This window comes from Arthrobacter sp. 10N418 (genome assembly GCF_056394725.1).
Genome location: NZ_JBFTIK010000009.1, coordinates 104,781 through 125,219, shown reverse-complemented (window position 1 = coordinate 125,219; position 20,439 = coordinate 104,781). Strand labels below are relative to the sequence as shown.

Sequence of the window (20,439 nt, the reverse complement as noted above, 5' to 3'; positions counted from 1 at the left end):
AATTGCGCGTGTCCCGAAGTTCCGCCGCCAGCCGATTCGGCCCGGGGCCAGAGTCCTGCAGGGCGCCGTGGCGTATGCTGGCTAAAGGGTGATCTTGACCGCGCAGCCGCGACCGTCGGCAGCAGCGTTGCCCGTAACAGTTACGAGGCCACCGCTCCATGACCCCCACTACCACTTCGGAGCGCCCGCAAACGCGCGTCCGGCAACCCAACGCCGTCGTCCTGAGCTATTCGGAGCTCCTCAAGAGCGTCAAGGCGGCAGGCCTCCTCGAACGCCGCGTCGGTTTCTACGTCACGGTGTTCTCCGTTTTGGTCCTGCTGATGGCCGCCACGTGGGTCGGCTTTGCCCTGATCGGTGGCAGCTGGTTCCAGCTCCTGATTGCCGCAGCCCTGGGCATTATCTGCACGCAGCTCAGCTTCCTGGCCCACGAGGCCGGACACCGGCAGATTTTCGCCTCCCGCCGCGCCAACGACTGGGCCGCACGGCTGCTTGCCACCTCGGTCGCCGGGATGAGCTACTCATGGTGGGAGCAGAAGCACGGCGCGCACCACAACCACCCCAACGTGATTTCGAAGGATCCCGATATCGCCACCGGCGCGATCGCCTTCTTCCCGGAAGCCGCGGCAACCAGGCAGGGGCGGTTCTCCTTCCTCACCCGCAAGCAGGGCTGGCTCTTCTTCCCGCTGCTGTTCCTTGTGGGCCTGGGCCTGCAGATCGATTCGGTCAAGTTCGTCGTCCAGCGTGCCAAGGTCACCCACCGCTGGGTGGAGATCCCGATCCTCGCGGTCCGGCTTAGCGCGTTGCCGGTCCTGGCCTTCACTTTCCTCCCGTGGGGCATCGCCCTGGCCTTCATCGCCGTCCAGCTCGCCGTCTTCGGCTTCTACATGGGCGCCTCCTTCGCGCCAAACCACAAAGGCATGCCGGTCCTGCCCGCCGACAGCCGCGTGGACTTCTTCAGCCGCCAGGTGCTGACGTCCCGCAATATCTCCGGCGGCCGGTTCATGGACCTCCTGCTTGGCGGCCTCAACCGCCAGGCCGAGCACCACCTCTTCCCCGACATGGCCCGCCCGCAGCTCGACAAGGCGGCCGTGATTGTCCGCGAGTTCTGCGCGAAGCAGCAGGTCCCCTACACGGAGACCACCTTGCTCCAGTCGTACGGCATCATCGTCCGCTACCTGAACGACGTCGGCCTGGCCGCTGGACGCCACTTCGAGTGCCCCATGGCAACCGTTACGCGCCGTTACTAGGACGGCCCGTAACGGGTGCGGCCCGCTGCCTCCGGGCCGCAACGAAGCGCATGACCACGAAGTGACCGCCGGATTCCGGCGGTCACTTCGCCGTTGGCGCAGGTGTCCCTAGGATGGAGCCAGGATTCGGGCCAGGAAATCCCCGGCCGGACAAAGGAGACACATGATGCACGCAATCCTCGCCCGGCAAGCGGGCGGACCCGAGGTTCTGGAACTCGCACAGACGGAGCGCCCCGTGCCGGGCCCGGGACAGCTGCTGATCAAGGTTGCGGCCGCGGGCGTGAACTTCATCGACACGTACAAGCGCAGCGGCGTCTACAAGGTCCAGTACCCTTTCACCCCCGGCTCCGAGGCCTCCGGCACCGTGGAGGAACTGGGCGACGGCGTCACCGGGTTCTCCCCCGGCGACCGTGTGGCCACTGCGGAAGGCGTCAACTGCTACGCCGGCTACGCCCTCGTCGACGAGGACAAGGCCCTCCCGGTCCCTGACGGCCTGGACGATTTCACCGCCGCGGCACTGCCGCTGCAGGGCGTCACCTCGCACTACCTGATCAACTCCACTTTCAAGGTCGAACCGGACCACACCGTCCTGGTCCACGCCGGCGCCGGCGGCGTCGGGCTCCTGATGATCCAGCTGCTCAAGGCCAAGGGGGCGCACGTCATCACCACCGTCTCCACGGACGCGAAGGAACAGCTGGCCCGCGAAGCCGGTGCCGACCACGTGCTCCGCTATGACGGCTTCGCAGACAAGGTCCGCGACCTCACCGGCGGGACTGGAGCGGACGTCGTGTACGACGGCGTCGGGAAGGACACCTTCGACGGTTCCCTCGCCGCGTTGCGCATCAGGGGCATGCTCGTGCTCTTCGGCGGCGCCTCCGGTCCGGTACCGCCGTTCGACCCGCAGCGGCTCAACGCCGGCGGCTCCCTGTACCTGACCAGGCCGACCATGGGGCACTACCTGCGGAACGCACAGGAGCGCCGCTGGCGCTCGGACGAAGTCTTCGCCGCCGCAGCGAATGGCAGCCTGAAGGTACGGATCGGGGCCCGCTACTCCCTCGCCGAAGCAGCGCAGGCCCATGACGACCTTGAACAGCGCCGCACCACCGGCAAGGTCATCCTGGTCCCCTGAGCCGGCACCCACGTTGGCCCCTGGGCCGGGGGGCCGGGCCGCTTTCGACAGTGCGCAGTGCCGCCGGCCGCCCCGCAAGGGAACAGCAAGGGAACAGCATGCAAACAGCCTGCCAACCCGGACACCTTCCGTTCATCTGATGCAGGGAGAATGCCCCTGTGACTGAGCAGCAAGCCCCTACGAGTGATGCCCCCAACAACGGGCCGGTGTACCGGGCGCAGCTGCCGGGCGCCCTCGCGGCCCCGCCGGAACGGACACTGGTCGAGATCATCCAGGACACCGCAGCCCGCTTCCCGGATGCCTCCGCCCTCGACGACGGTCACGATTCGCTCAGTTACGCCCAGCTCCTGGCCGAGGTCCGGGCCGCGGCCAGGAAGCTGCACCTGGCCGGGCTCGGAGCGGGCGACAAGATCGGGGTCCGGATCCCCTCCGGCACCAACGAGCTGTACGTCACGATCCTTGCGGTACTGCTGGTGGGCGCCGCATACGTTCCGGTGGACGCGGACGATCCCGACGAACGGGCCAAGCTGGTGTTCGCCGAAGCCAGGGTCTCCGGCATTGTGCGCGGCGGCGGCCGGATCGTCACCGACCGCACGCGGCCCCGGCCCTTCCCTGCCGCCAGGCCGCCCGCCGTCGACGACGACGCGTGGGTGATCTTCACCTCCGGCTCCACCGGGACACCCAAGGGAGTGGCGGTGCAGCACCGCTCCGCAGCCGCGTTCGTCGACGCCGAGGCCCGGCTCTTCCTCCAGGGCGAACCGATCGGACCCCAGGACCGCGTCCTGGCGGGGCTGTCCGTGGCCTTCGACGCCTCGTGCGAGGAAATGTGGCTCGCGTGGCGCCACGGCGCCTGCCTCGTCCCCGCTCCGCGCGCGCTGGTGCGGACCGGCATGGACCTGGGCCCGTGGCTGATCAGCCACGGCATCACGGTCGTGTCCACGGTTCCCACGCTCGCGGCACTCTGGCCCGTCGAATCCCTGGAAAGCGTCCGCCTGCTGATCTTCGGGGGCGAGGCGTGTCCGCCTGAACTCGCGGAGCGGCTCGCCGTCGACGGCCGTGAAGTGTGGAACACGTACGGCCCCACCGAGGCCACCGTCGTAGCGTGCGCTGCGCCGCTGGGTTCTCCCGGTCCCATCCGGATCGGCCTGCCGCTGGACGGCTGGGACCTCGCCGTCGTCGATGCCTTCTCCCGGCCCGTCGCCGAAGGCGAGGTCGGCGAGCTGATCATCGGCGGCGTCGGGCTGGCCCGCTACCTGGACCCGGCGAAGGACGCCGAAAAATACGCCCCGATGCCCTCCCTCGGCTGGGCGCGTGCCTACCGTTCCGGTGACCTGGTCCGCTACGAAGCCGGCGGCCTGATCTTCCAGGGGCGGGCAGATGAGCAGGTCAAGCTCGGCGGCCGCCGGATCGAGCTCGGCGAGATCGACGCCGCCCTGCAGTCGCTGCCGGACGTTGCCGGTGCGGCGGCGGCCGTTCAGACGACGGCCGCCGGCAACCAGATCCTGGTCGGCTACCTGGCTCCTGCTGCCGGCCGGGAGATCGACCTGGCGGAAGCCCGGGAGCGGCTGGGCACGAGCCTTCCGGCCCCGCTCATCCCCCTCCTCACGCTGGTGGAATCGCTGCCCACCAAAACCAGCGGCAAGGTGGACCGCCGCGCCCTGCCCTGGCCCCTTGCCGGCGCCGGCGCGGCCGATGCCGAGGGCGCTCCGCTGAACCTCCCGGACGACGCCCGCTGGATCGTGGAACAGTGGAGCTCCGTGCTCGGCAGTGCCGTCAGCACGCTCGACGCCGACTTCTTCGCCTACGGAGGCGGCTCCCTGGCCGCGGCGCAGCTGGTCTCCGCCCTCCGGGTGCGCTACCCCACCATCACCGTGGCTGATGTCTACGCGACCCCGAGGATCGGGGCCCTCGTGGACGCGGCCCGCCAGTCGCTGCCCGAGGGCGGCGCCGGCCCGGCACCGGAACGCACTGTCCGGCCGACGGCCCGGAAGTCCCAGGTCTTCCAGACCCTCATGGGCATTCCGCTGCATATCCTGGTGGGCATGCGCTGGCTGACCTACCTCATGGCCGCCAACAACCTGCTCTCCGCCCTCGCCGGGTTCAGCGACGCGCCGACCGTGTCCTGGTGGTGGGTGGGGGCGTCCTGGCTCGTGTTCGTAAGCCCCGCGGGGCGGATGCTGGTCTCCGTGGCCGCCGCCCGGCTCCTGCTGAGGAACGTGGGCCCCGGAACGTACCCCCGCTCGGGCCGGGTGCACCTGCGCCTCTGGCTCGCCGAGCAAATCCAGGATCTTGCCGGGGCCATCAGCCTCGCCAGCGCCCCCTGGGTCCCGTACTACGCCAGGGCACTCGGCGCGAAAATCGGCGAGGACGTCCAGCTGCATTCGGTCCCGCCCGTCACGGGCCTGCTCTCCCTCGGAAACGGCGCCAACATCGAACCTGAAGTCGACCTGTCCGGCTGGTGGATCGACGGCGACTGCGTCCACATCGGGGCCATCCGGATCGGTGCCGGCGCTACTATCGGGGCGCGCAGCACGCTCATGCCCGGCGTGGTTATCGGTGCCGGAGCCCAGGTTGAGCCCGGTTCTGCCGTGCTGGGCAAGGTCAAGGCCGGGCAGCTGGTCGCCGGTTCACCCGCCGAGCGCCGCGGCAAGGCCCGGCATACCTGGCCCGCCGTCCCGGCGGAGCGCCACCTGACCGGCCGACTCTGGTTTGCCGGCTTCGCCGCTGCCTCGGCCGTTCTGGCACTGATCCCCTATGTGTCCGCCGCCGCAGCCGCACTGGTGGTCTTCCTTTTCGTCCGGGGCCGGCCGTCCCTGTCCTCGGCGCTGCCGCAGCTGCTGGTGTCCCTTCCGCCGGCGGCGCTGGCCTGGTTCCTGGCCAACCTGCTGCTGATCCTGCTCACGACGAGGCTCCTCGGAGTCGGACTCGCCGAAGGCTACTACCGGGTGCGCAGCCGGATCGGCTGGCAGGTCTGGGCCACAGAGCGGGTCCTCGACCTTGCCCGCGACCTCCTGTTTCCGGTCTATGCCAGTCTCTTCACGCCGGTCTGGCTGCGGCTGCTCGGCGCGCGGGTCGGCAGGAACGTCGAGGCGTCCACGGTCCTTTTGATCCCGAAGATGACCACGGTGGGCGAAAGCGCCTTCCTGGCGGACGACACCTTGGTGGCGTCCTACGAACTCGACGGCGGCTGGCTGAGGATTGCCCCGGCCAAGATCGGGAAGCGCTCCTTCCTGGGCAACTCCGGAATGACGGCGGCCGGCCGCAACGTGCCCAAGAATTCCCTCGTGGCCGTGCTCTCGGCGACACCCGCCAAGGCGAAGTCCGGCACCTCGTGGCTGGGCAGCCCCCCGGTGCGGCTCCGGCGCACCGCCATCGCCTCCGATGACATGCGGACCTACCAGCCGCCGCTGAAGCTGAAGGTCGCGCGCACGGTGTGGGAGCTGTGCCGGTTTGTCCCGGTGGTCCTGACGGTGGCTATCGCCGCCGGGGTCCTGCTGACCTTCGACTGGCTGGCAGGTACTTTCAACTACGGCGTTGCCGCCCTTCTGGGCGGCATCGTGGTCCTCTTCGCCGGTGCGACGGCCGCGGGGAGTGCCGTGGTGGCCAAGTGGGTTCTCGTCGGACGTATCCGGCCGGGCCAGCACCCGCTTTGGAGTTCCTTCATCTGGCGGAACGAGGTGGTGGATACGTTTATCGAGATGGTCAGCGCCCCGTGGTTCGCGCGCGCCGCGACGGGAACTCCGGCGCTGGTCTGGTGGCTCCGGGCGCTCGGGGCCAGGATCGGGGCGGGCACGTGGTGCGAAAGCTACTGGCTTCCCGAAGCGGACCTGGTCACCCTCGGCAAGAACTCAACGGTCAACCGGGGCTGCGTTGTCCAGACCCATCTCTTCCACGACCGTGTCATGAGCATCGACACTGTTACGCTCGAGGACGGAGCAACCATGGGTCCGCACGGGGTCATCCTCCCGCAGGCCAGGATCGGCAGCGGCGGCACCGTCGGTCCGGCCTCCCTGGTCATGCGGGGCGAAACGGTCCCCGCGGCGACGTACTGGATGGGCAACCCGGTCAGCCCGTGGGTGGGCCCGGCAGTTCCCGCCCCCAAGCCCCGGCAACGCCAGCCCAGCAACTAACTCCAGTCCAGCAACCACTGAAGGTCCGTCCCATGAGTCCCAGCGAACCAGCAGGCAGCGGCCTCGTCGTCGCGCCGCCCGGCCAGGAAGCCAACGCGCCGGATCCCTACATGCCCGGCCACGGCACCAGCGCGTACCGCGTCCGGCGCTATGAACTCGAGCTCGACTACAGGGTCAGCAGCAACCGGCTCAGCGCCCGGGCCGTGCTGCAGGCGGTGGCGCAGCTTCCGACGTCGGCCGTTGTCCTGGATTTGACGGGGCTGCGCGTGACCAAGGTCCAGCTGGGCGGGCGGAAGGTGCGCAAGTTCAGCCAGCGTGCCGAGCAGCTCATCGTGGCCCTGGATGTGCCGCTGCTGCCGGACGAGGACTTCACCCTCGACATCCGCTACGAGGGTTACCCCGCCCCGCGCCGCGGCCTGTGGGGCGACGTGGGCTGGGAGGAGCTCTCCGACGGCGTCCTCGTCGCGGGCCAGCCCAACGGCGCGGCGTCCTGGTTCCCGTGCAACGACCACCCGGGGGATAAGGCGAGCTACCGGATCAGCGTGACGACGGACGTCAACTACCGGCCCGTGTGCAACGGCGTCTTGCTCTCCCGGACCAGCAGGTCCAGCCGCGAAACCTGGGTCTATGAGCAGGCCGAACCGATGTCCACGTACCTCGCCACGGTCCAGATCGGGCGGTACGGGCTCCTGACGCTGAACCCCGAGCGGCCGTCCGGGCAGGTGCCGCAGTACGCTGCCGTCCCGGAGTCGCTGGCCGACACAGCAAGGACCGGGCTGGCGCGCCAGCCCGACATGATGCGGACATTCACGAACTGCTTCGGCCCCTACCCGTTCCCCGAGTACACCGTGGTGGTCAGCGAGGATGTCCTGGAGATCCCGCTCGAGGCGCAGACCCTGTCGATCCTGGGTCCCAACCATCTGGGCCTGGAGTGGGAGTCGCAGCGGATGATGGCCCACGAGCTCGCGCACCAGTGGTTCGGGAATTCGCTGACAGCGGCATCGTGGAAAGATATCTGGCTGCACGAGGGCTTCGCCTGCTACGCGGAGTGGCTCTGGTCCGAGGAGGCCGGCGTCATGTCCGTCGCGTCCCGCGCTGCAGCCGCATGGCGGAAGCTCGACGCCGGCAGCCAGGACCTGCTCATAGGCGATCCCGGGCCGGAGCTGATGTTTGATGACCGCGTGTATAAGCGCGGAGCCCTCGCCCTGCACGCATTGCGCCTGCGCTGCGGCGACCTGGCGTTCTTCGCGCTGCTGCATGACTGGGCGCACGGCTTCCGGCACGGCTCCGTATCAACGCCGGCATTCATCCTCGCCGCGGACCGCGCCACGGGCATCGATTCCGAGGCCCTGCTGCATCCCTGGCTCTACGAAGAAGCGCTCCCGCCGCTGCCGCCCTCCTAGGCCCGCAAGTCCTGGGGCCCGGGAATGACGGACAGCGCGACGGCGGCCACGAGGTCCGCCGGCAGGCCGGTCTCGGCAGGAGCCAGGTCCCGGACCCCGGCCCGGTGCAGCACGTCGACCGTGTCCGGGGCTCTCCGCAGGCCCTCACCGGTCATCTTGAGCCAGGCTTCCTTCCGGGCCCAGAGCCGCGCGCGTCCGCGGAGCAGTCCCGTGGCGGGGAGCCGGTGGAGCGCCAGCCGTTCCGCCGGCGCCAGCGCCACGGCGTCGAAGCCGTCAAAGTCCATCCGCGCCGGATCCTCGACGTCGGTCCCCAGTCCCAGGCCGGGCCCTGGATCGGTCACTGCCGCCAGCAGCGTCCAGCCGGACGCCCTGGCGAGGCTCAGGAGCAGCGGTACGGGCGCTCCCCCGTAGGAGTAGCCGGGCCTGCCGTGCGAGACGTCTCCGCCGCTCCCGCAGCGTGGACAGCTGTATCGGGCGGTGAGGCCCGACGCCGGCACTCCGAGCAGTTCGGCGGCGAAGCGACGCTGCGCGAGCCGCGCCGACAGGAATTCGTCGCGGGCGCCGGGCGCCATGGCGCGGGCCCGCGCGTGCTCGGCGGCCTCCAGGAGGGCGCCGGCATCGCGTTGCAGCCCGGCGGCCGCCGCCGCCAAGGTCTGCCCAGGTATGCGGAGGGGCGGGCAGGCACGCACGATGAGTCGTGATGCCATGCCCGCCCCTTCCTTGCTTAGCGCTGTACGGCTCCGAAGCGTTCGGCCGCAACGGCCACGGCACTTTCGCGGGCCGCGGAGGCCTCATCGGCGGTCAGGGTGCGGTCCGGGGCGCGGAACCGCAGGCTGAACGCCAGCGACTTCTTGCCCTCCTCGATCCCCTTGCCCGCGTACACGTCGAAGAGCGCCACGTCCTCAAGAAGTTCGCCGGCGCCTTCGCGCAAGGCCGAGAGTACATCGTCCGCCGGGATGTCCTGCGGCACCACGAGGGCCACGTCCTGGGTCGCCACCGGGTAGGTCGAGATGTGCTTGGCCACGATTACGTCGGCTGCGGCTTCGAACAGGGCATCGGCATTGATCTCCAGCGCCACCGAGCGTGCCGGCATGTCGTGCGCCGCCAGCAGCTTCGGGTGCAGCTCGCCGGCGTAGCCCACCACGTCGCCGGTGCGGAGCGTCAGGAGCGCGGCCCGTCCCGGGTGGAACGCCTGGTGCTGCCCCTGGCTGACCAGGATGTCGACGCCGAGGACCTCACCGGCGAGCCGGGCGATGTCCAGCGCATCCGCCCAGTCCCAGGGTCGGGGCGCATGCGCGGGCGCGGCGGGTGAATCATGGCCGGTCAGGACGGCGGCGAGGTGCAGCGGCTGGTCCGGGACGCCGTCGTACAGGGCATCCAGCACCTCCTCGGAGGGCTTGACGCCCAGCGGCGGGATCGTGGCCGTCCCCAGGTTCCCGCCCGGCAGGAACACGAGTCCCGCCTCGAACAAGGCGAGGTCGCGGAAGCCACGGGCGTGGTTGCGCTTGGCCACCTCGATCAGGCCCGGCAGGATGGACGTCCGCAGGAAGCCATGCTCCTCGCTGATCGGGTTGGCGAGCTTGAGGGCTTGGCGCCCGGTGCCCTCCGTGGCCACGCCAAAGGTGTCATTGGCAGCTTTGGAGACGAACGGGTAGGCCAGGACCTCGGTGAGGCCGGCGTCCGCCAGCGCCTGGATCAGGCGGCGGCGCTGCTGCTGGACGCGGGTCAGGCCGCGGCCCGGAGGCGCCACCGGCAGGGTCGCCGGGATCTTGTCGTAGCCGACCAGGCGGGCGATTTCCTCGGAGAGGTCTTCCTTGGTTTCCAGGTCATTGCGCCAGCTCGGTGCGGTCACTGTGTAGCCGGCGTCGTTCTTCCCGACAATAGCGCCGAGGTCCTCCAGCGAGGTCAGGATCTGCTCCTCGCTGAAGTCGATTCCGATCCGGTCCGCGGCGTAGCCTGCCGGAAGTTCGATGGTGACGGCATCCGGGGCGGTCCCGACGTCGGTCCCGGCCTGGTCTGCCGTGCCCCCGGCGAGCTTGACCAGGAGGTCCACCACGCGCTGGGCAGCAACGTTGGCGACCTGCCAGTCCACTCCGCGCTCGAAGCGCTTGGACGCCTCGGACGGCAGCTTGTGGCGGCGGCGGGAGCGGGCGATCGAGACTTCGTCAAAGTGCGCGGCCTCCACGAGGACGTTGGCGGTGGAGTCCGATACTTCCGTGTGGGACCCGCCCATAACACCGGCGATGCCGATGGGTCCGGAGGCATCCGTGATCAGGAGGTCCTCGACGTCGAGCGTGCGCTCCTTGTCGTCGAGGGTGGTGATCTTCTCCCCCGCGGTGGCACGCCGCACAACGATGTCGCCGGAGAGTTTGTCGAGGTCGTAGCAGTGGTTCGGCTGGCCGAGCTCAAGCATGACGTAGTTGGAGATGTCGACCGGCAAGGAGATGGAGCGGATGCCGGCGAGCCGGAGGCGGGAGGACATCCACGGCGGGGTGGGCCGGGTGGCGTCCACGCCGCGCACGGTGCGGGCCACGAAGCGGTCGCAGCCGGGCTTGCCGTAGATGGGGGCGTCGTCGTTGATCTTGACGCCGTGGCCGCCGGAGAGGGCCGCGGGGGCCTGGACCCTGGACGCCGGGTCGGTGAAAACGGTGCCGGTGGCGTGCGCGTATTCGCGGGCCACGCCGCGGATGGAGAAGCAGTAGCTGCGGTCCGGGGTGACGTTGATTTCCGCGGCCTGGTCGTAGAGGCCGAGCAGCTCCATCGCGTCGGTGCCGAGCTCCGGATCAAGCCCGATCCGCGACAGCACCAGGATGCCGTCATGGTCCTCGCCGATGCCCAGTTCACGGACGGAGGCGATCATGCCGGCGGAGAGGTGGCCGTACGTCTTGCGGGCGGAGATGCGGAAGTCGCCGGGCAGCACGGCACCGGGAAGGGTGACCACCACCTTGTCGCCTTCAACGAAGTTGTGGGCGCCGCAGATGATCCCCTGCACACCGGAGGGGTCGATGCCCTCGCCGGCAAGGGTCTGCGGCTGGCCCTCGGGGACCACCCGGACCTGGCACCAGTTGATGGTCTTGCCGTTGGTCTGGGGTTCCTTGACGATGCTCAGGACCTGGCCCACCACGATCGGGCCGCGGATGGTGTCCGTGGGGCGGTGGACCCCTTCTTCTTCGAGGCCTACCTTGACGAGCTCTGCCATGACGTCTTCGGCCGTTGCTGCGGCCGGTACCTGCGCGAATTCACGCAGCCAGGAAAGTGGGATACGCACTGTTAGATCTCCATCCCGAAGTGCTCGCTGAAACGTACATCGCCTTCGATCATGTCGCGCATGTCGCCAACCTCGTTGCGGAACATGAGGGTGCGCTCGATGCCCATGCCGAAGGCAAAACCTGAATAGATGTCCGGATCGATGCCGGCGGCGCGGAGGACGTTGGGGTTGACCATGCCGCAGCCGCCCCACTCGATCCAGCTCGGGCCGCCCTTGGCGCCCGGGTGCCAGATGTCCAGCTCCGCCGAGGGCTCGGTGAACGGGAAGTAGTTTGGGCGCAGCCGGATCTGGGCGTCGTCGCCGAACATCTGGCGCGCGAAGTGCTCCAGGGTGCCGCGGAGGTCCGCCATGCTGAGCTTCTTGTCGATGGCCAGGCCCTCGAACTGATGGAACACCGGCGTGTGGGTTGCGTCCAGCTCATCGGTGCGGAAGACCTTGCCCGGGCACAGCACGTAGATGGGCAGTTCCCGTTCCAGCATGGAGCGGACCTGGACCGGGGACGTGTGCGTGCGCATCAGCAGGTGGGCCTCGGGAGGTTCCACGAAGAAGGTGTCCTGCATGTCACGGGCCGGGTGGTCCGGCTTGAAGTTCAGGGCATCGAAGTTGAACCATTCGGACTCCACCTCGGGCCCTTCGGCGATTTCCCAGCCCATGCCGACAAAGATGTCCGCCACACGCTCCTGCAGGGTGGACAGCGGGTGGCGTGCGCCGGCCCGGCGCCGGCGCGGGGCCGCCGTGACGTCCACCGTCTCTTCGACGAGGATCCGGGCGTCATTCTCGGCTTCGAGCTCGGCCGTGCGGTCCGCGAGCGCCTTGTTGACGCGCCCGCGGGAGGCGCCCATGAGCTTTCCGGCCGCAGCCTTCTGGTCCTTCGGCAGGCCGCCGATCTCACGGTTGGCGAGGCTCAGCGCGGACTTCTCGCCGGTGTGCGCGAGGCGGACGGCTTTGAGTTCCTCGAGCGTGGCGGCGGCGGCTATGGCGGCGACGGCCTGGTCTACGGCGGCGGTGATGGCGGCTTCATCCAGAGGATTCGGGACGGCAGCGCCCGGCAAAGTTTCAGTCATCTACTGTTCTTAGCTACGAGTCGGGTCATGCCAGCGGCACGGACCGCTGCGCGGGGCAGGGTCGCGGGCCGTCGACATAGGGCAGGGCCCGCCGAATTCCCTCCGGCGGACGCTCGCTTCCAGTCTAGTAGAAGGCACCCCGCTGCCCGAACGTGACGTCCGTCCCCCACTAACGTTCTCGGCCCACCGCTAGCATGGCCTCATGACGTCCGGACAACGGCTGCGGCAGATCATCAATGTGCTCAATGGTTCGACCCTCCTGGGCCTGCTGCTGGCAGCCTGTGCGCGCACGCCCGTCCGCTCCGGCCCGCGCGGCCTGCTGATCGCCAGCCGTTACCGGTGGCGCCTCCCCTTTGCCGGGGCCTTCACCGTGGGCAACGTGGTGCTGTTCCGGGCCGGCTTCCGGGAGGCCCTGGCCAATCCCGTCCTGCTGGGCCACGAGGAGCGCCACAGCACGCAGTATGCGTGGTGCCTCGGAGTGCCCTTCCTGCCGCTGTACTTCCTGACGGCGGCCTGGTCCCAGTGGCGGACGGGCAATCCGGGGTCGGGCAATTTCTTTGAGCGGCACGCCGGGCTGCAGGGCGGCGGCTACCCGGACCCGCAGGTGACCACCAGGGGCCCCGCGGCCCGCGAACGGGACGAGGCGTGAGGTGACGGACAGCCCAAGAACGATCTCGGTGACCGGGTCCGGCAGCGCCGAAGCCGCGCCGGACCTGCTGACCATTTCCATCGGCGTCGAGTGCCGCCGGGGCAATGTCGACGCGGCTTACGGCGACGCCGGCCGCGCCGCCGGCACCGTCACTGCGGCGCTCCGGGCACACGGCGTGGGGAGCCCGGACATCACGGCCTCCGGGCTCAACGTCCGGGCCGAAGTCACCTGGCAGGACGGGCATGGGCAAACTGTCTCCGGCTACCTGGCGTCCAGTACGCTCAGCGTCCGGATCCGGGAGCTCACGGGCTCCTCCGCCATCATCGCTGCCGCGGTCGCTGCCGGCGGCGACGACGTCCGGCTCAACGGGTTGCAGCTGGGCTTCGCCGATCCCTCGGCCGTCATGGCACGCGCCCGCGAGGCGGCCTGGAACGACGCCGTGGCTACGGCGCAGCACTACGCCGCCCTGGCCGGTGCCGGGCTGGGCAACGCAGTGTCCATCGCCCAGCAGTCCGGGTTCCAGCCGCCGATCCCGGTCGGGACAATGCAGCGCGCCGTGGCTGCGGAGTCACTCACGGTCGAAGCCGGCGAGTCCAGCGTCGCGGCGGCGGTCAGTGTTGTCTGGGAACTCGTCGACTAGAGACTGCCCGCTTCCTAGCGGGTGGCGCCTAGTGGGTGGGCCCTAGTGCGTCGCGCCGGCGGAGAGCTTGAGGTCCGCCGTCGTGGCCAGAGCCGTGCGGACGACGACGGCGAGCGCTTGCGCCATGTGCTCCGCCGGCAGTGAAGGGTCGCTGCTCCCCTTCGGGAGCTGGGCCGTCTCGTACGGGACGTGGACAAAGCCGCCGCGGGTGCCGGGATGCAGCCGCAGGGCGTGCATGAGCCCGTAGAAGACGTGGTTGCAGACGTAGGTTCCCGCCGTCTGGGAGACCTCGGCCGGGATCTGCGCAGCGTTCAGCGCCGCGAGGGCTGCTTTCACGGGAAGTGACGTGAAGTAGGCGGCCGGTCCGTCGGGAACCACGGCCTCGTCGATGGGACGGTTGCCTGCATTGTCCGGAATCCGGGCATCGTCACAGTTGATGGCCACTCGCTCCAGCGAGATGCGGGGCCTGCCGCCGGCCTGGCCTGCGCAGACCACGAGCTCCGGGCTGTGACGCTCCAGCGCCTCCTCCAACGCTGTGATGGACTCCCCGAAGACACAGGGAAGCTGCACCGCCTGCACCGCGAGACCCTCGGCTTCCAGCAGCTGCGCCGCGGCGCGGGCCGCGGACCAGGAAGGGTTGGTTGTTTCGCCGTCGAAGGGCTCGAAGCCGGTAAGGAGAATCATGGGCCCCAGCCTAGCAACGCCGGCCCGGAGGACTCCCCCGGCCGTCGCGGCTTGCCGGACCGGTCCTTGACTTTGAATCGAACATACATTCGAATGGAGCTATGAGATGGGACGCCCAGGCACTCAAAGCCCCACAGGAAAGAGCCGCTGAACGCGCTGGAGCCGGTCCGGGGCCCACGGGTCCCGGAGAGGGAGTTCCCGGAGGCAGCACCGGCGGCAACGGATCCCCGTCGGCCCCGGCCGCCGATGCCCTCCTGCCCCTGGCCGGGCTGGTGCGTTCTGTCACCACCCCTGAGTTTGCCGGGATCACCTTCCATGAGGTCACCGCCAAATCGGTGCTCAACAAGGTGGTCGCCGGTTCACGCATGCCGTTTGAGTGGACCATCAACCCCTACCGCGGCTGCAGCCACGCCTGCGTGTACTGCTTTGCCCGCAAGAGCCACACGTATCTGGACTTTGACGCCGGGCTGGATTTCGACAGCCAGGTGGTGGTCAAGATCAACGCTGCGGAGGTCCTTCGCCGGGAACTGGCAAAACCCTCCTGGCGGCGTGAACACGTCGCCCTGGGCACCAATACGGATCCCTATCAGCGGGCCGAGGGACGGTACAAGTTGATGCCCGGCATCATCGGCGCCCTCGCCGATTCCGGTTCCCCCCTGTCGATCCTGACAAAGGGCACCCTCCTGGCCCGTGACATCCCGCTCCTGAAGCATGCCGCGGCGCAGGTCCCGGTCGGCGTCGGAATCTCGCTGGCCATGACCAACGAGCAGCTCTCGGAGGCTGTGGAGCCCGGCACCCCCGGCCCGCGGGCCCGGCTGAAACTCGTCACCCGGTTGCGGGATGCGGGATTGCCCTGCGGGGTCATGGCCATGCCCATCCTTCCCTGGCTCTCCGACAGCGACGAAGCCTTGGACTCGCTGTTCAGCTCCCTTGCCGCAGCCGGCGCCACGGGAGTCACGGCCGGCGCGCTCTACCTGAAGCCCGGCACCCGGGAATGGTTCATGCAGTGGATTGCAAGGGAGCATCCGCAACTGGCCGGCAAATACCGGCGCCTCTACGGCAGCGGCTCCTACGCGTCCAAGGAATACCGGGCTTGGCTCTCCGGACGCATCCGCCACTTCAAAGCCCTGCACGGCTTCTCCGGCTCACAGGGCTTCAGCCACCGCGACCTCAACGATGATCCCCGCGAGGAAGAAGCCCAGTACCCGGCCGGCAGCATCCCGGAAACGGCTGCTGGAACGCACCACGGCAACCAGGCCGCCGCTGCCGCGCAGCCGACGCTGTTCTGAGCCTCGTTGCCCCCGCCTGAGCGGGCCGTGCTGAGACCGATCGCCCGCCGGTCAAAGCGCTTTGACCGCGCCCAGCACCTTGGACAGCGAGTCCTTCGCGTCGCCGAACAGGAGCGTGGTCTTCGGATCATGCAGGAGCTCGTTCTCGATGCCGGCGAACCCGGGGCGCATCGAGCGCTTGAGGAACACCACCTGCTGGGCCTGCACCACGTCCAGGATCGGCATCCCGTAGATCGGTGAGCCCGGCGATGTCTTCGCTGCCGGGTTGACCACGTCATTGGCCCCGACCACCAGCACGATGTCGGTGTTCGGGAACTCCGGGTTGGCCTCGCCTAGCTCCCGCAGCAATTCGTACGGCACATTGGCCTCCGCGAGGAGCACGTTCATGTGCCCCGGCATGCGCCCGGCCACTGGATGGATGGCAAAAACCACCTCCGCACCGCGTGCCGCGAGAGCGATGGCGAGCTCCGCCACCGCGTGCTGGCCCTGGGCAACGGCCAGCCCGTAGCCGGGGACGATCACCACGCGCTGGGCGTAGCCAAGCTGCACGGCAACATCCTCCGGCGAGGACGACCGCACCGGCCGGTCGCTCAGGGCGGTCGAGCCCGCCGTCGAGCCGCCGCGGAACGCCCCGAACATGATGCCCGCCACTCCCCGCCCCATCGCCGAGGCCATGACCTTGGTCAGGATGGTTCCGCTTGCCCCGACCAGCGTTCCGGCGACGAGCAGGAGCACGTTGCCGAGCACCACGCCGGAGGCGGCCACCGCGAGCCCGGTGAAGGCGTTGAGCAGGGAGATCACGATCGGAACGTCGGCCCCGCCGACGGGCAGCACCAGCAGCAGCCCGGCCGCGAGGCCCAGGACCAGCAGGGCCCACGACCAGCCGGCGGAACCTGTGAGGCTGATGACGGCCCCGGACGTCACCGCACCCAGCATGACGAGCCCCATCACCACGGGCATGCCGGGAAACAACAGCGGGCGGGTGCTGATCAGCTCCTGCAGCTTCCCCACCGTCACCGCGGAGCCGGCGAACGACACCGCACCCACCAGCATCGTGAAGACCACCGCCAGGCGGACCCACGAATCCCCGCTGTGGCCGAGCTCCAGCACGGCAACCAGTGCGGCAGCGCCGCCCCCGACCCCGTTGAACAGGGCAACCAGCTGCGGCATCTGGGTCATGTGCACGCGCCGCGCCACCGGGACGGCGACGGCGGCGCCCACGGCGATCGCGGCCAGGATCAGCGGGATGTTCTCCAGCCTTGCGGACAGGAATACGGTCACCAGCGCCACAACGGCGCCCGCTGCTCCAATGGCGTTGCCGCGGCGGGCGGTCCGGGGTGAACTGAGGCCCTTAAGCGCCAGGATGAAGCAGACGGCCGCCACGAGATACAGCAGCCCCGTCCAGCCGGGCGCAAGGATGCTCATCGGCTTTCCCCGGACGTTCCTTCACCGGGACTCCCGGGGACGCCCGCCCCGGCAGCGCTTTCTCCGGTGCGGGGGCGGACGCGCTTCCGGCCGCTGAACATCTCCAGCATGCGGTCGGTGACCACGAAACCGCCGACCAGGTTTGCGGTAGCGAGAATCACCGCGACGAGGGCGATCGTCAAGGCCCACACGTCGGTGGCCTGCCCCGCCACGATGACCGCACCGACGAGGATAATGCCGTGGATGGCGTTGGCGCCGGACATGAGGGGTGTGTGCAGCTTGCTGGTCACTTTGGAGACCACCTCGAAGCCCACGAAAACGGCCAGCACCACTACTGTCAGCAACGTAACCGGATCCATCAGGGCCGCCCTTCGATCTCTTCAGGCATCACCGTCAGGGCCTCCAATGCCGCGGCGGTGGCGGCATGCCTAACGGAACCGCCGCACGTCAGGCAGGCTCCGGCGACCACGTCGTCGAGGAAGTCCGGCGCGACGGCACCGTCGACGGTCATGAGGGCGAGCAAGTTGCTGACGTTCCGGGCGAACAGGCGTGATGCGTCCGAGGGCATCGCGGACGCCGCGTCCTGCAGGCCAACGAGTGTCACGGATCCCCCGACGACCGGCACCTGGATGTCCTGGCCGGCGACTACCCCCTCGACGTTCCCGCCGGATTCGGCAGCGAGGTCAACTACGACTGAACCGGCCCGCATGCCCGCAACCATGTCCGCCGTCACCAGCAAGGGGGCGGGCCGGCCCGGAATCGCCGCGGTGGTGATGAGGACATCGGTGGCTGCGACATGGGGGGCCAGCAGGCCGCGCTGGCGCCTCGCCCGGTCCTCACCGAGTTCACGGGCGTAGCCTCCGGTTCCTTCCGCCGTGTTGAGGTCCAGATTGATGAAGGTGCCTCCCATGGAAGCGACCTCATCGGCGGAGGCTGCCCGGATGTCGTTTGCCGACACCCTGGCCCCCAGGCGCTTGGCGGTGCCGATGGCCTGCAGCCCGGCGACCCCGGCCCCGAGAACCAGGACCTTCGCAGGCGGGATGGTCCCGGCGGCGGTCATGTAGAGCGGAAAAAACCGCGGGTAGCGCAGGGCGGCCTCCAGTACCGCGCGGTAGCCCGAGACAAGGGACTGTGAACTGAGGGCGTCCATGGACTGTGCCCTGGAGATCCGGGGGACGAGTTCCAGGGCGAAGGCGGTGACACCGGCTGCTGAAAGCGCCCGGACGGTCGGCAACTCAGAAGCCGGGGAAGCGAACCCGATGGTGATGGCGCCGGGCCGAAGCCGGGCGGCCGTCCAGGGCGCCAGCGGCCGGACGTGCAGCAAGACGTCCAATGATTCGGGCTGGAGCTCCGTGGCCATCGTGGCGCCGGCCTCCTTGAACGCCGCGTCCGCGAACCCGGCGGCGGTTCCGGCGCCGCTCTCCACGATGACGTTCAGGCCGAGGGCGGTGAGCTGCTGCACCGTCTCCGGCGTGGCGGCGACCCGGCGCTCCCCCGGCCGCTGCTCCCGTCCGACCCCCACCTGCACTGGCCGCTCCTCTCGGTTGGCTTCAGAGTAGACACATGCCCGCACGTTTGGCGAGGGGTGGGCGCGGCTAATGCGTCAGGGAGCGCCTTTCAGCGGATCAGTTCGCCGGCCGGCCCGTGTGGACCAGGGATCCGGACGGCCTCCAGCAGCGACTCGACAATCGGAAAGTCTGCCGGAATCCACGGCAGACCCAGGATTTCCACCCGGTTCCGGAGGTCGATCCAGCGCAGCGCGTCATGGTCCTGGAGCGGCTGCGGGTCGCCGTCCACCAGTTCGGCAAACCAGACCCGCATCGCCGCCCGCTCGTTCAGCGGCCATCCGGCGGCGGAGGCCGCTTCCAGCTCGGTCCCGAGCCGCACCCGGACGCCGAGTTCCTCACGGAGCTCGCGGTGCAGGGCCTGCTCGGCAGTCTCACCAGGCTCGACTTTGCCGCCAGGGAACTCCCACATGCCGGCAAATTGCGGGGGCGAGGTCCGCCGCGCGACGAGCAGCCGTCCCGGTTCCGCCAGCGAGTCCACTACTGCGCCGCCTACGACGCCAATGAGTCCAGTCACGCCCCCAGTCTACGGCCGGCGTCCGGGACGGCGGCCGCCTGGGGGAGAATGGTTGAGGCCACCCTCCTGATCACGTGGGGAATATCCGATGTGTCCGCGACGTTTATAAATCATATTTAACATGCCGAATCCTCCTGGCGACCGCCGGGCAACATCCCAAGAAGCAGACGAATGACATCCACCAAACAAGCCCCGGCGACGCCGAAGACCGGCACCCGCCATCTTGCCCTTGCCATCGTTTCCCTTGCCATGGGCGGATTCGGCATCGGCACCACGGAATTCACCATGATGGGCCTGCTCAAGGAAGTCGAACACGGCCTCAACATCAGCACCCCCGAGGCCGGCCACCTGATTTCGGCCTACGCCCTCGGCGTCGTCGTCGGCGCACCGGTCCTTGCCGCCGTCGGTGCAAAACTGCCGCGAAAGTATCTGGCCCTCGGGCTCATGCTCTTTTTCAGCATTGCGAACCTTTCCTCCTTCATCGCCCCGGACTACGGCACCATGCTGGTCTCCCGGTTCGCGGCCGGCCTGCCGCACGGCGCCTTTTTCGGCGTCGCTGCTGTCATCGCCGCTTCGCTCGTGGCGCCCACCAAACGCGGCTGGGCAATCTCGATGGTCATGGCCGGCCTGACGGTCTCCAACGTCATTGGCGTTCCCTTTGCCACCTGGCTTGGCCAGAGCTACGGATGGCGGCTCCTGTTCCTGCTGGTCGGCCTGATCGGCCTCATCACGCTCGTCATGCTCTGGAAGTTCGTCCCGTTCCAGAAGCCGCACGCCGACGCCAGCTTCCGCCGCGAGCTGGGGGCGCTCAAACGGCTGCAGGTCTGGCTCGCCATCCTGATCGGCATCGTGGGCTTCGGCGGCTTCTTCGCGACCTATACCTACATCGCGCACACCATGACAGACGTGGCCGGTATCCCCGGCCCGTGGCTGCCGCTGGTAGTGGCACTCTACGGCCTCGGCATGGTGGCCGGCAATATCGTCGGCGGACGGATCGCGGACAAGTCCGTCATGGGCACGATCTACTGGGTCCTGCCCGGCATCGCCGTGGCCCTGGTGGTCTACGCCGTGGCCGTGCACTGGCCCTGGTCCGCCTATGTCATGGTCTTCGTGGTTGGCGGCGCCGGCTCCATGCTGGTCCCGGCACTGCAGACACGTCTGCTGGACGCCTCCCCCGACGCGCCGTCGCTGGCGTCCTCGCTCAACCACGCCGCCCTCAACGTGGCCAACGCGCTCGGCGCCTTCCTCGGCGGCCTTGTGATCGCGTGGGGCTGGGGTTACGTCGCCCCGGCCCTCGTGGGCGCCGTCCTGGCCATCCTGGGACTCGGCGTGGCGGTCATCAGCGGTGCAGTGGAACGCAAACGGCCGCTGGCACCGTAGCCGCACCGCCACGGTGGCCGGCGGGACGGGCGTGACGGCCTCTGGTCCG

At 69.2% G+C, this 20,439-nt stretch carries 16 protein-coding genes; 8 read left to right on the top strand and 8 right to left on the bottom strand.

The genetic code is table 11. The features are described 5' to 3' along the window. The first annotated feature begins 158 nt into the window (after positions 1-158). The 4 genes from AC1DCZ_RS09620 to AC1DCZ_RS09605 all read left to right on the top strand — a co-directional run bounded on the left by AC1DCZ_RS09620 (position 159) and on the right by AC1DCZ_RS09605 (position 7,909). Positions 159-1,247, top strand: a complete 1,089-nt coding sequence (locus tag AC1DCZ_RS09620) for a fatty acid desaturase family protein (protein ID WP_476974379.1) — start codon at positions 159-161, stop codon at positions 1,245-1,247. Between the two features lie 163 nt (positions 1,248-1,410). Beyond that, a complete protein-coding gene (locus tag AC1DCZ_RS09615; protein WP_476974378.1) occupies positions 1,411-2,376 on the top strand; it encodes a quinone oxidoreductase family protein in 966 nt (321 codons plus the stop codon). Positions 2,377-2,534: 158 nt separating this feature from the next. Beyond that, positions 2,535-6,506: a Pls/PosA family non-ribosomal peptide synthetase gene (locus tag AC1DCZ_RS09610; RefSeq protein ID WP_476974377.1), complete on the top strand. Its 3,972-nt coding sequence runs from the start codon at positions 2,535-2,537 to the stop codon at positions 6,504-6,506. A gap of 32 nt (positions 6,507-6,538) precedes the next feature. Next, complete coding sequence (locus AC1DCZ_RS09605) at positions 6,539-7,909, top strand: M1 family metallopeptidase (RefSeq protein WP_476974376.1); 1,371 nt, start codon at positions 6,539-6,541, stop codon at positions 7,907-7,909. Here the strand turns inward: AC1DCZ_RS09605 and AC1DCZ_RS09600 are convergent. Genes AC1DCZ_RS09600 through pheS form a run of 3 tightly spaced genes read right to left on the bottom strand, consistent with a single transcriptional unit; the run spans position 7,906 to position 12,241 of the window. Beyond that, positions 7,906-8,616 (bottom strand): 4'-phosphopantetheinyl transferase family protein, encoded by a 711-nt coding sequence (locus tag AC1DCZ_RS09600; RefSeq protein WP_476974375.1) that lies wholly within the window; start codon positions 8,614-8,616, stop codon positions 7,906-7,908. The genes AC1DCZ_RS09605 and AC1DCZ_RS09600 overlap by 4 nt on opposite strands. A 17-nt stretch (positions 8,617-8,633) precedes the next feature. After that, positions 8,634-11,177: a phenylalanine--tRNA ligase subunit beta gene (gene pheT / locus AC1DCZ_RS09595; protein ID WP_476974374.1), complete on the bottom strand. Its 2,544-nt coding sequence runs from the start codon at positions 11,175-11,177 to the stop codon at positions 8,634-8,636. 2 nt (positions 11,178-11,179) lie between these two features. Then, positions 11,180-12,241, bottom strand: a complete 1,062-nt coding sequence (gene pheS, locus AC1DCZ_RS09590; RefSeq protein WP_476896892.1) for a phenylalanine--tRNA ligase subunit alpha — start codon at positions 12,239-12,241, stop codon at positions 11,180-11,182. A 202-nt stretch (positions 12,242-12,443) separates the two neighbouring features. Here pheS and AC1DCZ_RS09585 point away from each other — a divergent pair, with 202 nt between their 5' ends. Both AC1DCZ_RS09585 and AC1DCZ_RS09580 read left to right on the top strand, forming a co-directional pair. After that, positions 12,444-12,890, top strand: coding sequence for a hypothetical protein (locus AC1DCZ_RS09585; protein WP_476974373.1), 447 nt, complete (start codon positions 12,444-12,446; stop codon positions 12,888-12,890). A gap of 28 nt (positions 12,891-12,918) precedes the next feature. Further along, complete coding sequence (locus AC1DCZ_RS09580) at positions 12,919-13,530, top strand: SIMPL domain-containing protein (protein WP_476974372.1); 612 nt, start codon at positions 12,919-12,921, stop codon at positions 13,528-13,530. A gap of 42 nt (positions 13,531-13,572) precedes the next feature. On the opposite strand, the gene pcp is transcribed toward AC1DCZ_RS09580, so the two are convergent. Beyond that, positions 13,573-14,214, bottom strand: coding sequence for a pyroglutamyl-peptidase I (pcp, locus tag AC1DCZ_RS09575; RefSeq protein WP_476974371.1), 642 nt, complete (start codon positions 14,212-14,214; stop codon positions 13,573-13,575). Between the two features lie 101 nt (positions 14,215-14,315). Here pcp and AC1DCZ_RS09570 point away from each other — a divergent pair, with 101 nt between their 5' ends. Next, the gene (locus tag AC1DCZ_RS09570; protein WP_476974370.1) at positions 14,316-15,503 is read left to right on the top strand and encodes an Rv2578c family radical SAM protein; all 1,188 of its coding nucleotides are present in this window, start codon (positions 14,316-14,318) and stop codon (positions 15,501-15,503) included. 51 nt (positions 15,504-15,554) lie between these two features. On the opposite strand, the gene AC1DCZ_RS09565 is transcribed toward AC1DCZ_RS09570, so the two are convergent. The 4 genes from AC1DCZ_RS09565 to AC1DCZ_RS09550 all read right to left on the bottom strand — a co-directional run bounded on the left by AC1DCZ_RS09565 (position 15,555) and on the right by AC1DCZ_RS09550 (position 19,010). Then, positions 15,555-16,928, bottom strand: a complete 1,374-nt coding sequence (locus AC1DCZ_RS09565; protein ID WP_476974369.1) for an NAD(P)(+) transhydrogenase (Re/Si-specific) subunit beta — start codon at positions 16,926-16,928, stop codon at positions 15,555-15,557. After that, on the bottom strand, positions 16,925-17,287 hold the full coding sequence (locus tag AC1DCZ_RS09560) for an NAD(P) transhydrogenase subunit alpha part 2 (protein WP_476974368.1): 363 nt from the start codon (positions 17,285-17,287) through the stop codon (positions 16,925-16,927). Before AC1DCZ_RS09560 ends, AC1DCZ_RS09565 begins: the two co-directional genes overlap by 4 nt. Next, positions 17,287-18,456 carry a Re/Si-specific NAD(P)(+) transhydrogenase subunit alpha gene (locus AC1DCZ_RS09555; RefSeq protein WP_476974367.1) on the bottom strand — a complete coding sequence of 390 codons (1,170 nt, stop codon included), beginning with the start codon at positions 18,454-18,456 and terminating at the stop codon, positions 17,287-17,289. Before AC1DCZ_RS09555 ends, AC1DCZ_RS09560 begins: the two co-directional genes overlap by 1 nt. Before the next feature lie 89 nt (positions 18,457-18,545). Next, positions 18,546-19,010, bottom strand: a complete 465-nt coding sequence (locus tag AC1DCZ_RS09550; protein ID WP_476974366.1) for a (deoxy)nucleoside triphosphate pyrophosphohydrolase — start codon at positions 19,008-19,010, stop codon at positions 18,546-18,548. 171 nt (positions 19,011-19,181) lie between these two features. Between AC1DCZ_RS09550 and AC1DCZ_RS09545 the strand changes: the two genes are divergently transcribed. After that, a complete protein-coding gene (locus tag AC1DCZ_RS09545; protein ID WP_476974365.1) occupies positions 19,182-20,390 on the top strand; it encodes an MFS transporter in 1,209 nt (402 codons plus the stop codon). Positions 20,391-20,439 lie beyond the last annotated feature (49 nt).

Excerpts from the sequence above, each read along its gene's own strand:
- AC1DCZ_RS09620 (WP_476974379.1), top strand. The coding sequence starts at position 159 with ATGACCCCCACTACCACTTCGGAGCGCCCGCAAACGCGCGTCCGGCAA.
- AC1DCZ_RS09615 (WP_476974378.1), top strand. The coding sequence starts at position 1,411 with ATGATGCACGCAATCCTCGCCCGGCAAGCGGGCGGACCCGAGGTTCTG.
- AC1DCZ_RS09605 (WP_476974376.1), top strand. The coding sequence starts at position 6,539 with ATGAGTCCCAGCGAACCAGCAGGCAGCGGCCTCGTCGTCGCGCCGCCC.
- AC1DCZ_RS09600 (WP_476974375.1), bottom strand. The coding sequence starts at position 8,616 with ATGGCATCACGACTCATCGTGCGTGCCTGCCCGCCCCTCCGCATACCT.
- pheS (WP_476896892.1), bottom strand. The coding sequence starts at position 12,241 with ATGACTGAAACTTTGCCGGGCGCTGCCGTCCCGAATCCTCTGGATGAA.
- AC1DCZ_RS09585 (WP_476974373.1), top strand. The coding sequence starts at position 12,444 with ATGACGTCCGGACAACGGCTGCGGCAGATCATCAATGTGCTCAATGGT.
- pcp (WP_476974371.1), bottom strand. The coding sequence starts at position 14,214 with ATGATTCTCCTTACCGGCTTCGAGCCCTTCGACGGCGAAACAACCAAC.
- AC1DCZ_RS09570 (WP_476974370.1), top strand. The coding sequence starts at position 14,316 with ATGAGATGGGACGCCCAGGCACTCAAAGCCCCACAGGAAAGAGCCGCT.
- AC1DCZ_RS09565 (WP_476974369.1), bottom strand. The coding sequence starts at position 16,928 with ATGAGCATCCTTGCGCCCGGCTGGACGGGGCTGCTGTATCTCGTGGCG.
- AC1DCZ_RS09560 (WP_476974368.1), bottom strand. The coding sequence starts at position 17,287 with ATGGATCCGGTTACGTTGCTGACAGTAGTGGTGCTGGCCGTTTTCGTG.
- AC1DCZ_RS09545 (WP_476974365.1), top strand. The coding sequence starts at position 19,182 with ATGACATCCACCAAACAAGCCCCGGCGACGCCGAAGACCGGCACCCGC.